At 41.9% G+C, this 14,532-nt stretch carries 9 protein-coding genes; 4 read left to right on the top strand and 5 right to left on the bottom strand.

What is annotated here, in order from left to right:
• Nucleotides 1–449: 449 nt before the first annotated feature.
• The 3 genes from Q7J63_RS18215 to Q7J63_RS18205 all read left to right on the top strand — a co-directional run bounded on the left by Q7J63_RS18215 (nucleotide 450) and on the right by Q7J63_RS18205 (nucleotide 4,077).
• Nucleotides 450–1,160 (top strand): ferritin-like domain-containing protein, encoded by a 711-nt coding sequence (locus Q7J63_RS18215; RefSeq protein WP_019598375.1) that lies wholly within the window; start codon nucleotides 450–452, stop codon nucleotides 1,158–1,160.
• 18 nt (nucleotides 1,161–1,178) lie between these two features.
• Nucleotides 1,179–1,979 (top strand): ferritin-like domain-containing protein, encoded by an 801-nt coding sequence (locus tag Q7J63_RS18210; RefSeq protein WP_304888238.1) that lies wholly within the window; start codon nucleotides 1,179–1,181, stop codon nucleotides 1,977–1,979.
• Nucleotides 1,980–3,006: 1,027 nt separating this feature from the next.
• Nucleotides 3,007–4,077, top strand: a complete 1,071-nt coding sequence (locus Q7J63_RS18205) for a hypothetical protein (protein ID WP_019598372.1) — start codon at nucleotides 3,007–3,009, stop codon at nucleotides 4,075–4,077.
• A 305-nt stretch (nucleotides 4,078–4,382) separates the two neighbouring features.
• On the opposite strand, the gene Q7J63_RS18200 is transcribed toward Q7J63_RS18205, so the two are convergent.
• Nucleotides 4,383–4,859 carry a copper resistance protein NlpE gene (locus tag Q7J63_RS18200; protein WP_304888235.1) on the bottom strand — a complete coding sequence of 159 codons (477 nt, stop codon included), beginning with the start codon at nucleotides 4,857–4,859 and terminating at the stop codon, nucleotides 4,383–4,385.
• Between the two features lie 802 nt (nucleotides 4,860–5,661).
• Here Q7J63_RS18200 and Q7J63_RS18195 point away from each other — a divergent pair.
• Nucleotides 5,662–8,433: an outer membrane beta-barrel protein gene (locus tag Q7J63_RS18195; protein ID WP_304888233.1), complete on the top strand. Its 2,772-nt coding sequence runs from the start codon at nucleotides 5,662–5,664 to the stop codon at nucleotides 8,431–8,433.
• Nucleotides 8,434–8,981: 548 nt separating this feature from the next.
• Here the strand turns inward: Q7J63_RS18195 and Q7J63_RS18190 are convergent.
• From Q7J63_RS18190 to Q7J63_RS18175, 4 genes are all read right to left on the bottom strand, one after another.
• Nucleotides 8,982–9,695 (bottom strand): hypothetical protein, encoded by a 714-nt coding sequence (locus Q7J63_RS18190; RefSeq protein WP_304888231.1) that lies wholly within the window; start codon nucleotides 9,693–9,695, stop codon nucleotides 8,982–8,984.
• Between the two features lie 276 nt (nucleotides 9,696–9,971).
• Nucleotides 9,972–10,475: a thermonuclease family protein gene (locus Q7J63_RS18185; RefSeq protein ID WP_304888229.1), complete on the bottom strand. Its 504-nt coding sequence runs from the start codon at nucleotides 10,473–10,475 to the stop codon at nucleotides 9,972–9,974.
• A 535-nt stretch (nucleotides 10,476–11,010) separates the two neighbouring features.
• Complete coding sequence (locus tag Q7J63_RS18180) at nucleotides 11,011–12,132, bottom strand: endo-1,4-beta-xylanase (protein WP_304888227.1); 1,122 nt, start codon at nucleotides 12,130–12,132, stop codon at nucleotides 11,011–11,013.
• A 189-nt stretch (nucleotides 12,133–12,321) separates the two neighbouring features.
• On the bottom strand, nucleotides 12,322–14,463 hold the full coding sequence (locus tag Q7J63_RS18175) for an alpha-glucuronidase family glycosyl hydrolase (RefSeq protein WP_304888225.1): 2,142 nt from the start codon (nucleotides 14,461–14,463) through the stop codon (nucleotides 12,322–12,324).
• Nucleotides 14,464–14,532: the final 69 nt, after the last annotated feature.

The following is a 14,532-nucleotide window of genomic DNA, read 5'->3' as shown; positions in this document are numbered from 1 at the left end:
CCACTGGTTGTCACTGCTGGATTTAGGTTTTTATAGGGTTTAGAACGCCATTTTAAGGGGTAGGATCTTGCTTTTTTTAAAAACCCCCTGTGGTGTATGGCCAAATTTAATCCAACTTGAAAAGGATCAATAATGGGTCTTTTCTACAATTATTGACTTCATCCTTTTGGCAATAGGCGCACTTCTCCAAATGGTCTGATTTTTTTGCAGTTTCAACAAAATTAGAAACGCATTGCATATTCCGGTTTTAATTTCCCGAATACTTTTCAAATGGATTTCAAAGGAATTTGACTCCTAAGTAATCCAATCCGTGATCAGACTTCGTAATTGAATCGAAATGTTTTTACAGTGTCTTTTTTGTTGCGGCCATTCCCAAAAGGAATTCCAGTGAAGAAAATAAAGTAAATCCATTTTTCACCTTTTTATTCATCATTGAATCACAAATTATTATGTCTAAAACAAATCAAGTGAAAGAGGATACCAAGTCGGTATTCCAAAACAAGGGTTCTCGAAGGAACTTCCTTAAATACAGTGGTGCGGGTATTGCGACCGCAGGAATTCTTTTGATGGGATGCGAGGACAATGAAAACATGGTTCCGGATTTGGACGGAGTTGTAAATCTTGGATCTGGTGATGTAGGGGTACTGAATTATGCCTATGTTCTCGAACAACTTGAGGCTGCGTTCTATATCAATGTGGTCACCAACTTGTATAGAAACATTTCCGATGTGGAAAGAACCATGATGGAAGATCTACGAAACCATGAAGTTGCGCATCGCGATTTTTTGAAAGCGGCTCTGGGCAGCAATGCCATTGGGGAATTGACATTCGATTTTAGCTCTGTCAATTTTAACAACAGGGAAAGTGTTTTGGCAACAGCCAAGGTTTTTGAAGATTTGGGGGTTGCAGCTTACAATGGTGCAGGAAAATTATTGCAAAATCCCGATTTTCTTTTGATCGCCGGTAAAATCGTCTCGGTGGAAGCCCGTCATGCGGCAGCCATCAGGAGCATTTTGGACAGTGATCCAAAATCCTTTGCAGGGAATGACGTCATCGACGCCAATGGTTTGGATAGAGCTTTTGAACCAGCAATGGTTTTGAATGCTGCTTCAACCTTCATCCTCAATAAAATCAATGCATCTCAATTGCCAACATCCTAAAATTTAGCCGAAAAGATTATGAAAATTTTTCAATTATTGGAAATGTACAGTATCAAGCCTGAAACCTTGGATACTTTCACCTCAAGAAGAAATGCATTCGCTAAATTGGGTTCATTTGGCAAAAAAGTAGCTATGGCTGCTATTCCAGTTGGTTTCGCCTCCGTAGCGGGTAACAAAGCATATGCGGCCACCATGGAACCTCTTGATGTTTTAAATTTTGCCTTGACCCTTGAATATCTTGAAGCGGAATATTACACCAAAGGCCTAGCGGCAAGTGGTTTGATTCCTGCTGGAAAGGACCGTGCGATCTTTGAACTGATAGAGAAACACGAAGTGGATCACGTTGCTTTTTTGATCGCAGGCATCACCGCTAGCGGTGGAACTCCGGTTTCAAAACCCACATTTGATTTCACTGTTGGAGGTGCTTTCAATCCTTTTGGGAATTATGAGCAGTTTCTTGCTTTGGCACAGGCATTTGAAGACACGGGCGTTCGGGCTTACAAAGGCCAAGCGGCCAATTTGATGTCCAATAAAGCCTTACTGACGGCAGCTTTGCAAATCCATTCTGTGGAAGCAAGACATGCCTCTGAGGTACGCAGACTTCGTGGCTTGAAAGGTTGGATAACCCAAAACGAAAGAGGAGCAGGAATGCCTGAAGCTACCCAAGCGGTTTATAACGGAGAAAACAACCTGATGCAAGGGGGAGTGGATGTGACCACTGTTACCACCATTGGATCCGATGGCATTACCGAATCATTTGATGAACCCTTGACCAAGGAAGAGGTTTTGACCATTGCCGGTCTTTTTATCGCAGCCTAATCAAGAAAGATACTGGTTGAGATGGAAGCATCTTAAAATCGGAACCGGACGAAAGCGCTGGTTCCGATTATTTATATCCGTCTTTTCCCGGTTGATTTTTTGAATGAAGAAACGGGAATCCAAGCGTATTCAATCCTGAAAAAAGACTTTGTTTTGCGAATGATTTTTTGATTTTGCTGTGGATAATTATTTTTTATGTAAACACGCTGCCATACCCACACACCGATGGGCCAGTTGAAAAACCCTAAAAACCCAGAATTCAAGATTTCTCCCGGCTCCCGTTTCCGGTCTCCCATTTCCCATCTTCCGTCTTCCAAAACTTAATTCCGAAAACACACTTCACTGCAGCAATAGCAAAGGACCCTATTGTTTTTCCTCAAATTGACGCGCATGCTTCATGAAAGACAAAGGCTTGAATATGCTTGTAAACTTGTAATTTTCAGGATAATAAGTTAAAATTGTATATCGGTTGTTTCTAAATACGATTAATAAAGAATCTGTAAATCAGATTTATTTTTTTGCTCTCCCGGGAACCTTCAAAAATTCCCCAAATAAATTCTATAAGTGGTCAAAGCAGGGCTTTGTCTGTTTTTTTTAAGGAGAGCTACCGCACAGGATTCAGGTAGGGACCCAATCGTGAAAATCTTATAAATTGAGTCAATTATAAATAAAATTTGACCTAAAAGAACCAATAGGTATGAATTGAAAAAATCTTTAACATTCAATAAAATGCATAATTTTAATTGCCCTATCTCCATAACCTACAGATTTTCGTGGGGAACATTGGGTGAACATCCATAGAAAATATGGTTGTCAGGAAATTGATTCTGGAGCATTTTGAATGGGAAACATTGCTTTATAAAAGTAAAAATGACTTTAAATGGAATAGAAAGTTGGACAATGCCTATATTTGTATCCCCCAAGTTAAATTCCAGCCAAAGTGAAATGAAAAAAGTACCCAATTTTAAACCTTTGGAATGCTTTAAAAAACACCTAAAACGCGAAGTATAATATTTCAAAAATAATCATGCAAAATACAACCCTTGAAGTTCAGGCCAATATGGAAGTCGAAGAAACCGAAATTAGAGATACCACACTGCGCATTTTGATCACAGGACCTGAAAGTTCCAGGTCTTTTGCGGAAAAATTGAAAGATGGTGTCAATGAGTTCGAATTTTTTCCTCTCGATGATGAAAGCCGAGATGAAGATGCCCCTTTTATTTTCAAGTATCTAAAGCCGGCCATTGACCTAGCCAAAGAGGGTAATTTCAACGTGATTATCGGTGTAGATGAGCTTCAGCAGAAGATCGGACTCGCCATCAAAAAAGCTGATTCAGATAGTTTTACCATCATGAATGCGCATCAAGTGGCTGCCATTCTGCTTTCGGGTTGGTTGGCTGCTGCCGAAAAAGGGAAATTGGTTTGTCTGAAATCCATCCATGTGTCCGATATGATCGAGCAAATGGTGATGCTTTCCAAAAATGAATGTCATAACCTTGTCATTCCGATCGGGAAATTCCGTGACGAAATCAAAAAGGTACAATCCGACTTGAATGATGAGGTTTTGGTTGCATTTAATGTGGATCAGGAAGTCTTTCATAGCGAAAAGGATTTGGAAGAGATCGTTAAAAGCCTAATTCTGCTTGAAACTTCCCAAAGGGAAAAAGGGGAGACCCTTCTTGAATTGCTTGTTGATCTCTATTCAGAATATGGATTCTATAAAGAAAAAACCATTTCCGTAGATTATTATTCTGCAAGTCAAAAAGCACATCTTCTTGCCATCATGGACATTGGGAGAAAAACCCCAAAGATCTTGGAGGAAAGATTTCCAATCAGCAGGATCATTGACTATTTGAAAGGGAAATCTGTCAATTTATTGACACAGAAAAAGCACGAATTCACCAATAATACGGCCAATATTCTTAGGATTGAGTCTCCAAACAACTTTACCATCACCTTTTCACCGACGGATAACAAAATGTACAACTACGTCAGTATGAAAGGGAATATCTCATCCAAGGCCAGATATGCAGATGAGGACAAACATTTGGACAAAGAAATATTGAGAGTCATCCAGATGATCAATAAAATCATTTGATTTACTCTTCTTCTTCTTCTCTGGCTCAAAACCGGGGACTTTAAATAAGAAGGAAATTCATAAAAAAGGAAAGCCGAAAGCCACATGTGGTTTTCGGCTTTCCTTTTTTTTTTATTCTATTGGAAATTTAGTTTCTAGAAAACACTAAGAAATGTAGCCACCGCCCGGCATTAACTCCCGCATTCCGCTCCCTAAACCAATCTATTCACATTGGAATTGATTTCGCAATGATGGATGGCATCCAATAGCAAGTTTGTACTCCAACATGCAGAAATGCGGACTCTCCCACCAATTTTCTTCCCCGATTAATTTTTGGTCAATCGATATTTCGCTGCAAGATCGCCAGTGATTCTGTTGCCTTCGATATCCAGATGGAAAAGGTGATTTTCGCCGACGAAATATTGATTGGGCAATGCTTCACCTACCAAGGTAATGGTGTTTCCGGCTTCATTCCATGAAAAAATACCACTGCTTTCCTGGGTTTTCTGGTCTGTTTTTCCATGGTAAATGACTTTCTTGGTATAGGAATTCCCAGATTCCAATTCCAAGAGAATTTCGATTCCTTCACAATCGGCACAAGGGAGAATCCCTTTGTATACACCCATGAAATCCAAAGAGTTTTGTGCGTTGTGTTCATCCTGAAATTCAACCAAATCACCTTCTGATATTTCCGTTAATGGTTTTGTATCCATTTCTTCATGTTTTTGATCGGATTTTTGGCAGGACCCAAAGGACAGGAGAACTACGAGATACATCGATAATCCAAGATGCGTTTTTTTCATTTGTAATTGAATTTGAAAGAATTGAGGAATAGTCAAAAGATGGAATGCGCTTGTATGAGATTTGAAATCTGGTTACTATGGGTGGGTTTTTTGTTTCATTATACCAATTTTATCATCACTTAAAGTCTCACAATTTAGCAAGAAGAAATGAACATTTAGCAGGGGTTTTCTTCTTCAAATCAGAGACAATTATTATGGGATTTCATTTCTCCTCCCTGGATTGGGTGCTTTCGGAATTCCCTTAAGTTTTTTTGGAAAGGAGATGGCTACCGGAAGTCCATTCCATCTGAAATATGGATGAAGTTTTTGATTTGGTTGAAATGGGAAGAAAATCAGACTATTAGGAGAATTAAAGAGAGGTGCCAAGAGGCTGAAGTCAAAAATAGTAAACAGCTGAAGATTGTAAGGCAATTTTAGGTTGGAATAGGATTGGTATTGAACAAGATAGGTTCAATGGAAAAAATTCCGTTTCTCGGAACGATTTTTTGACGCTAAAAAAAACATGTCAATTGGGCAAATATGAAGGTTGGTCAATTCGCTTTTCTTCAATAAAGAATTGCTTGATTCAAATTCGACCAATGGCAGGATGGGAATTTATTTGAACGGTTCAGGATTTTTTTTTGCTTGTGCTTTAGCAGTTTGAGTAAAAATATAATCTTTATCCCGCGGCTTCAAATTGATTGAAAGCTTGTTTCTGGTATTTGACTGGCGGTTTGTCTTCCCTTTAACCTTACGATAACTTTGTGTTCCCAGTTGGTTATTCCCAATTCTCCTAAACACTATTCAAATCATATTATCAAAAATGTTCATTTTAAAAAGATTGCTTATTTTTTTATTCATGGTGCCAGGTGTTTTGGTTGCACAAACCAAATTGACGGGTAAGATAATAGACAAATCCTCGCAGGAAACACTTCCAGGGGCCTACGTTTTTGTCAAAAACGCTGCCGATGAAACCCTTGAAAATACGTTTACAAATATGAATGGGGAATTCACCATCAACAAACCGAAGAGCGCTTCTTTTGTCTTGGAAATTAGTTTTATTGGGTTTGAGACTTTCAAAAAAACAATCGAAACTCCTGATGCGGGAATCAGTTTGGGTGTTTTCGAACTGGAGCAGGAGGGGAAACTTTTGGATGCTTTTGAGCTGAAGGCCCAGATCCTGACCGGAGAGGTGAAAGGGGATACCATCTCCTTCAATGCAGATGCTTTCAAAACCCGTCCACAGGCCAATGCCGAAGAGTTGGTGAGAAAAATGCCTGGCGTTGTGATGATGGGAGGAACCATTGAAGTTCAGGGAGAGACCGTGGGTAGGGTTTTGGTGGATGGTGAGCCCTTTTTCGGGGACAATCCGGCCATGGCCATGCAGAACCTTCCTGTGGAAATCATCGATCGAATTGAGTTCTTGGATCAGAAATCCGATCAAGCCATTTTAACCGGTTTTGATGACGGGCAGACGATCAAAACCATCAACATCATTACCAAAAAGGAAAAAAGAGGTGGTAAATTCGGAAGGATGTATGGCGGCTACGGGACCAACAACAATTACCTTGTCGGGGGAAATGTCAATTATTTCAAAGGAGCAAGAAGGGTCACCGTGTTGGGTTTGACCAACAATGTGAACCAACAGAATTTTTCCTCGGATGATTTGACCGGCGCATTTGGATCAGGTGGAGAGCAGTCCGGCGGAGGGGGAAGGGGAGGAAACCCCCTGATGACCAGAGAAAGACCGGGAATCACGGTTACCAATGCTTTAGGGATCAATTTTACGGACAAATACGATGATGGCAAAGCCAAACTGACCGGAAGCTACTTCTTTAACAATAGCCGGAACAATTTGACCCGCAGCTCTTCGAGAACCTACATTCTGCCAAGTGATAGCCTTCAGCTGTACAATCAGGTGAGCAGCAGTGAAAACATAAACCAAAGCCATCGGCTTGATTTTAGATTGGATTACGATATTTCCGAAAAACATGCCATAATCGTGAGGCCAAGGGTGAGATTTTCCAAAAGGGAAACTGTAAATACTCTTTCGGCCCAAAATCTATTTGACCAGAACACGCCAATCAACGAAACCCAGAATAGCACGAAGTCCAACAATGAGGGGTTTAGATTTGACAACGATTTTACTTATCGGTATAAATTCGACAAGCCGGGAAGAATACTTTCCACAGGGATCAGGACCAGAATCAATCAAAATGACAACACGTCCAATTTGATTTCCACAAACAGGGACTTTCAAACCAACAATCTGGACAGCTTGATTCAAAATTCGATTTCAAAATCCAATGGTCTCAATTATCAAATCGAAATTGAATACACAGAACCCTTGAGTGAATTTTCCCAGTTGAGGTTCCAATATGAATTGGGAAATGACCTTGGAAAAAACAAGCAGGAGGTATTCCAGAGGGAATTGGAATCCACCCAATTTCGAATAGACAGCACTTTGTCCAATCAATTTGAAAATACCTACCTCCAGCACCAATTGGGAATGGCCTATCGCTACAACACGGATAAAATAAGGATTTATACCTCACTTGATTATGAGATTTCCAATTTGAACAGTGACCGTTTGTTTCCCGGTTTTGAGAATACACAAAGAACATTCAAGAATTTTATTCCCCGATTTGTGTTCAATTACGATTGGAGCGAAAAGACCAATGTACGGGTGGATTACCGCGCAAGTACCGATGCTCCTTCAGTGAGGCAGCTCCAGGAAGTCATTGACAACAGCAATCCTATTCAGGTTTCAACTGGAAATCCAAATTTGGTTCAGGAGTATGGCCATAGGCTCTTTACCCGGATCAGAAAAGTGGATCCGGAATCCTCCAGGTCGATGTTCATGTTTGTTTCAGGTTCGGTCAGGAACAACTATCTTGGCAATTCTACCTTTATCGCGCAAAGTGATACCCTGCTTCAGGGAGGCGTATTGCTCCGGCAGGGGGGGCAATTCAACAGGCCTGTCAATTTGGACAATTATTGGGATGCGAGGAGTTATTTTGGGATGGGCTTTCCTTTGTCCTTTATCAAAAGCAATCTGAATATCAACGCGCGGGCAAACATCAGCAACCGACCGGGATTGATCAATGATCAAGTCAACATCAATCGGAATATAGGGATCGGACAGGGGTTTGGACTCAGTAGCAACATCAGTGAAAATCTGGATTTCAATATTTCCACGAATGGAAATTACAACATTGTCAGAAGCAGTCTTCAGGAAAACCTAGACAATAACTATTATTCGCAGAATTCCAGACTCGATCTCTATTGGCAATTTGCGGGTGGATTTTTTTTCAGCACCAATGTCAACAATCAGTTCTACAGAGGGCTGGGCGGTGACTTTGACCAATCGATTTGGTTGATGAATGCAGATGTTGGCTATAGGTTTCCGAAACAACAAAAACTGGAATTGAAACTCACCGTCTTTGATTTGTTGAATCAGAACACGAGCATAGAAAGAAACGTGACGGATGTTTATATTCAGGATGAAAGAACGCAGGTGTTGCAGCAATTTTTCATGCTCAGCCTAACCTATAACTTGAGGAGTTTTGGTGGCTCCAATGGAAGTGAAATGTAAATAGGTTGAAATCAAGTCTATTTTGTTGTTGGGTGATTCAGCCATTTATCAAGCAAAAGACCGGGTCTTGAAATTTAACCCGTTTTATGCAACACGACCGCTATTTAATATTTTAATTCACTGATAATCAATTAGGTGTTGACTATTTTTGACTTCAGCCTATTGGAGGCAGGAATTATTCTTCCAATAGGCTGATTTTCTTTCAGTTTCAATCCCATTTGGAAACCTATTGCATATTTCCATCTAACTTAATCAAGTTAGATGCCCTACGTTACTTTTCCGCTGTCTTAGAATTCGGGTTTAACCCGTTTCTGTCGGGTTTGAACCCATTTTGTGCATCATCAATCCCAATAAAGCCTGTAATTAACTAATGATCAGTCACTCTACGTTTGTGATAGGCCCAAGTCTCCAAGTAGGCTTATTTTCTTGCAGTTTCAATTCCTACCAGAAAACCCAATGCATATTTAGGGTAAAAATCCAGGTATTTGAAGATTTGCCTACGATTCTTAGTGGGGGGGTAAAAGTTTTGTGTCTTCAAAAAAAAATCACTACCAAGATCTGCCGAAATATCTTTTGATTACAATCTGAAATTGTCCCATCATGTCTGGTTTGATTCGTTTGGTTTTCATGTTGTTGCCGTCCAAATCAGAGTTCAAAGCGGTGAAAAGTGAGAAATCAAAAGAATAATCCCAGTCGCTTTCCAGGTTTGTGCTGACACCAACCCTGAATGGCAGGTAAGCCAATGTGGTGGATTGTTTTGATTTTATGATTTCCCCTTCCAATAAAATCTCATTTTCAATTCTTCCGTTCTTGAACACCTCCTGATCTCGATTGACATGCATGACACCGAGGCCAAGCCCCGCATAGAAGTTGGCGATTTCACCGGCTCTTCCCGGAATGTTCGGGTTGAAATTGACAACCGACATGATGTCCCCAAAGTATGCATTTCCCTTGAAATCGAAGGCTTGGTCATTGTCACCCCACCTCACGACCCTTCCAGTGTTCAATGGATCATATCCACCACTGTTAAGCATTTGGATTCCAAAAGTGGCTCTCAAGTCCAAGATATCTGCAATTTGGTTGTTGTAAGCAAGAGTGGCAGAAGGCAGGATTTTGAATTTAAAGGCAGTGTATTCCCCGGCATTGTCGCCATACAACATGGAGGGGCCAATGCCAATAGATATATGGTCCCTGATATATTGGGCATTTGAAATTTTCAGGGTACACAACAAAATCAGGATAGAAATGAAAGTTCTCATCATATCGGTTATGCCAAAAAAGAAATTAAAAATATAAAAAATCATGTTTAAAGGCTAATTAAACATTCCTAAATAATTTTAAGTTGAAATAATATGAATATATTTAAACCCATGACCAATTGAATTCCAGCATGTAATTATTTAAAAATCAATGGATGAAGAATCGCATTAGGCAAGCTCCTTTGGGAAATGGGATGATTTTTGGCTTCCGTCCCAGTTCAATTTATTTTGAGGTATTGGTAAAATTGTTCAAAGACGCTGGATGCAACTGTCCTTCTTTCAAGGAATATTCCAAAGCCCTTTTTTCTTTTTTCGTGCCATTCTTTGGAGATCGACAAAGAGATCAGCGTGTTTGACGTTGGGGGGTACTGTCATGACAGCGGCATAGCCTTCCTTCACCAAATGTGCATTCAAAAAAGTCCCGTCCTCCAGGTAAACATAGGCAAGGGTTCTTTTGTAGCGGTCGTATTTTGCCACATCATATTCCAGACGAACCCGCTGGCCATCGAGAAGGTTTTTGACAAAGTCGGAGGCTTCTTTTCCGTAATGTCCGATTTCCTTGTTTTTGGACCGTCTTACCTCCGGAGTATCCACCCCGATCAACCTGATTTTTTCCCGCTCACCTTTTTTGTTGATTACCCAAAAAGTATCGCCATCGACGACCTTCTCCACCTGCAAGAAATCATCATTTTTCGCAGGTCCATTGGCGGCATCGAGATTCCCCGCAATAGAGAATATCAAGAATATTAAAAAAAACCAGGAAAGAGATTTTTGGAGATGCATGGATAAAGGAGTTTTGATCAAAATGAGTGTGGAAGTCGGAGAGGTCTAAAAAGTAATCCCAAAATGCTCAAATTCACGAAAAAGGGATGGATTAAACCTTGTCACGCATGAACAATTCTATTCCGGCCTGAAATTGCTGCATATTCTTCAGTTGATTCTGGTTTCTGGTTTTTGACTTCACCCTATCAGTAATCCGTGTTATGCTCTTAAGAATTTGAATTTTTTTCAATTTCAACTCCAATAGGAAACCCATTGCATTCATCTATCGGGTTAAACCCGTTTAATGCATTGCGAACTCCATTTAACATTTTAATTTACTGATAATCAATTAGGTGTTGACTATTTTTGACTAAACCCTATTGGTGTCGGGAATTATTCTCCCAATAGTCTGATTTCCTTGTAGTTTCAACCCCATTTGGAAACCTATTGCATATTTCGGGTTCAACTGAATGTGGCAATCAGAAAGGAAGACTTCAGGTAGATTTTTAGGAGAGATACCGCACCAGAAACTAGACGGTATAAAGGGGAAACCTTTTTATCTGAGGACGCCAAGAATTTCTTTCAGCACCGCTTTTTTCTCTTTGTACTCCTTGTCAAAAGGCAGGGGATAAGCGGTTCGACCTTTGATTGGCCAGTTGTTCAACCAGCTGCCCCCATCGTTGACACCCCAAAAGGTAACCCGGCTGATTTTGTCACTGTGTTTGACAAAAAGCGCAAAAAGCGCAGCATATCTTTTGGCAAGCTTTTCCTGGATTTCTTGGGGTAGTTCGTTTTTGTAGGGGTTGTATTTTTCATCCGCCTCAAATGTGGCATCAATATCTGCCCCTTGTCGGTTGACGGGATTAGGGAGGACATCGATATCTACCTCCGTAAACATCACCTGGAATCCAGCCGCTGCGATGGCAACGATCGATGCTTCTATTTGGTCCAAGCTTGGAGAGTCTAGCCCATAATGCCCCTGCATCCCAATTCCGTCAATCTTTATTCCTTCGGAACGCATTTCTCTGGCCAAAGCGATTGCAGCTTCTCTTTTTTCAGGCTTCCACATGTTGTAATCGTTGTAATACAACTCTGTTTCGGGGTCTACCTGATGTGCTTTTCGGAATGCTGCCTTGATGAAATCCTTTCCAGCGGCATTGTACCATTTTGAAGTTCGGTACTGGCCATTGTCGAAGAACACTTCGTTGACCACATCCCATCCATGGATACGCCCCTTGTATCTGCCCGCTACCGTTTCGATATGGTCTTCCATTCTTGCGATCAATTCCTTTTTTTCAAGCAATTCTCCATTGTCATTTTCAAAGACCCAATCAGGGGTCTGCTGGTGCCACACCAAGGTATGCCCGACAATAAAAGCCCCCAATTGCGCTCCCATTTCCACAAATTGATCGGCTGGGGTGAAATTGTAAACGCCCGGCATGGGATGTACAGGACCCCACTTCAGTAGGTTCTCAGGAGAAATGCTGCTGAAATGTTTTTCCAATACGGGAAGTGCCGCCTGGTCCATTCCTGAGACTTGCCGGTTATTGACCGCTGCACCTATTAGGAAATAGTCTTTGAATGCAATCTTCAGGCTGTTGTCTACCGAAGTGGATTTGGGAATGAATGCCAACAAGACAAATGAAATTAAAATCAAAAGGGAAATTCGTTTTTGCATCGTAAAAAAGGATAGGGTTAAAATCATCTCGCAATTAAGGAGCTGTCTTTGTCATTGATTTTTAGAGGAATCGATTGGAAAAGTACATCCGCATGAGACCAATTGGTTCCATGTACTGGTTCCAATACGAAGGATTCAAGCCAATTCAATTCAAAAAGGGACCAACTGCATGTTGGTCCCACAAATTCCTCAACCGTTGCCAGGAACAAATTTCGGGTTGAAATTCAAGTAGTAATCCAAGTCGTGTTCTGGTTTGTCCACGCCATCTGGTAATGGCATTTTAGAAAACTGTTGGAAATAAAGTAAGCAGGCATCTCTCCACCAAACAGCTTCTTCGGCTTGGATTTTCATAAAGGAAAGTACATGTTTGAATCTTTCAGCATCTACATGAGCTTCCATCGATTCCCAGGTGGCTACGTTGGCTTTTGCTTCTTCGACTCCCTTTTGGTAATGCAGTGCGATACCGTCCCACAAAGTATTTCCATTGGCCAGTCGGTGGTCCCAAGGCAAGTGATGGAACCAAAGCAAGAATTTTTCAGGTGCAGTTTTCAGGTTTCCCCATTCTTTTTGAATTTCCGGGGCATATTGGCCCAAGGCATCGCTGCCTGATGCGGTTCTGTCAAAACCAACGCCTTTTTCGGTTGCTTTGTGATAATAGGTAGCCGTCCAGTCATCTCTTCCGCCACCAGTAACCCATGGCCCAGGTCCATAATGATGGCCCCTTGCCATGATGTGGTGCAAGCCCAGAGGGGTCATGTAGTTGACCACCATTTCATGCGAGGCCAACATCATTTTCTGAATGGGCTCGGTAAATTTTTTATCGGTAGTGAAGGTGAGTTTCAGCCACTCTTCGGCGATATCGGAAGAACGCGTTTCCGGATCCCATGCCAGCTTGCCGAAGGCAAACCAATTGGCTTGATGAAAATGGTGTCCGGTCCAGTTGCGGTCCGTCCCGATATTGGCAACGCCCGCCATGGCAGTCAAGGGATATTTGTGCAGGGAACCGTCGATTACCTTGCTGACCAAGCTTCCCTTTCCATTGGCATAGGTGTCGCTTTTCAGGGTTTCTTCAAACATGGGGGCTAAAAATGCCAGGTGTGTGTCGTGACCCAGGTATTCTTGCGTGATCTGGAATTCCATCATCAAGGGCGTCTTGGGCATAGCGCCAAATAAGGGATGGAAAGGTTCTCTCGGTTGGAAATCTATGGCTCCGTTTTTGACCTGGACGATGACATTCTCCCTGAATTCCCCATCGATTTTTTTAAACTCATTGTACCCTTGTTTGTGTCTGTCATCGGGCGTTTTTTCATTGTAGACAAATGCGCGCCACATCACGATTCCACCATAAGGTCTGACCGCATCGGCAAGCACATTGGCGCCTTCCGCTTGGGTTCTCCCATAATTGTGGGGTCCAGGTTGTCCTTCAGAATCCGCTTTCACCAAAAAGCCGCCAAAATCAGGGATGTATTGGTAGATTTCCTTTGTTTTTTCTTTCCACCAAGCTTGTACTTCGGCGTTGATGGGATCAGCGGTGGGAAGTCCACCGATTTCCATTGGGGAAGAAAACCGTGCCGTCAGGTAAAGCTTGATGCCATACGGACGGAATGCATCGGCAAGTGCTTTGGCTTTCGCCAAATATTCAGGTGTCAGAACCAGGGCATTTGCGTTGACATTGGTGACCGAGACGCCGTTGATCCCGAGGGAAGCATTGGCTCGGGCATAATCCAGGTATTGCTGGTCGATGTGCCGGGGCAAACGGTGCCAGTTCCAGATACTGGAACCGGAATAGCCGCGTTCTACGGATCTGTCGAGATTGTCCCAGTGGTTGAGTACCCGATGTTTGATTTTTGGGGAATTGCTAAGTCCTGTATTGGGGATTTGTTCGCCTGTCTGGATGGTTTGCAAGAGTTTGAAAGTGCCATACAACAAACCGATTTCAGAATTGGCAGTGACCAGAATTTTGTTTTGGCCCGCTTCGCTGTATTTTTTGATCAAGTAACCTTCCTCGCCCAATACAGCCATTTCTTCAGGTGTGGTATTTTTGTTGATGGTCGGATCCGCATCTTTAAGGGCAATGATCAACTTTGGGCTATTGCTATCCTTTTGCAGCGTGGCCGGGCCAAAAAATCCCGATCGTGCAATTTCGAGTTCTGTTTTGATGATGGATAGGGTCGGGGATTCTCCGGGTACCCGTGCATTTCCAAGGATTTCCCGGTATTCACTCTTGGGGTTTTCCAAGGGGTAATACTGGAGCCAAAGTTTGTAACCGTCATTGGCCATCAGCAGGTAACTTGCCAAAAGCAAGGTGAAAGTTAGGAATGATTTTTTCATGCTTTTGGGTTTAGGTTTTAAGGATTTGAGAGGATGCTCCACCAACTTCCGTAGCAGTTGGATCACATC

Source organism: Rhodonellum sp., assembly GCF_030656585.1.
Lineage (GTDB): Bacteria > Bacteroidota > Bacteroidia > Cytophagales > Cyclobacteriaceae > Rhodonellum > Rhodonellum psychrophilum.
This window is presented reverse-complemented; position numbering and strand designations above follow the sequence as displayed.

Excerpts from the sequence above, each read along its gene's own strand:
- Q7J63_RS18215 (WP_019598375.1), top strand. The coding sequence starts at position 450 with ATGTCTAAAACAAATCAAGTGAAAGAGGATACCAAGTCGGTATTCCAA.
- Q7J63_RS18200 (WP_304888235.1), bottom strand. The coding sequence starts at position 4,859 with ATGAAAAAAACGCATCTTGGATTATCGATGTATCTCGTAGTTCTCCTG.
- Q7J63_RS18195 (WP_304888233.1), top strand. The coding sequence starts at position 5,662 with ATGTTCATTTTAAAAAGATTGCTTATTTTTTTATTCATGGTGCCAGGT.
- Q7J63_RS18205 (WP_019598372.1), top strand. The coding sequence starts at position 3,007 with ATGCAAAATACAACCCTTGAAGTTCAGGCCAATATGGAAGTCGAAGAA.
- Q7J63_RS18210 (WP_304888238.1), top strand. The coding sequence starts at position 1,179 with ATGAAAATTTTTCAATTATTGGAAATGTACAGTATCAAGCCTGAAACC.
- Q7J63_RS18175 (WP_304888225.1), bottom strand. The coding sequence starts at position 14,463 with ATGAAAAAATCATTCCTAACTTTCACCTTGCTTTTGGCAAGTTACCTG.
- Q7J63_RS18180 (WP_304888227.1), bottom strand. The coding sequence starts at position 12,132 with ATGCAAAAACGAATTTCCCTTTTGATTTTAATTTCATTTGTCTTGTTG.
- Q7J63_RS18185 (WP_304888229.1), bottom strand. The coding sequence starts at position 10,475 with ATGCATCTCCAAAAATCTCTTTCCTGGTTTTTTTTAATATTCTTGATA.
- Q7J63_RS18190 (WP_304888231.1), bottom strand. The coding sequence starts at position 9,695 with ATGATGAGAACTTTCATTTCTATCCTGATTTTGTTGTGTACCCTGAAA.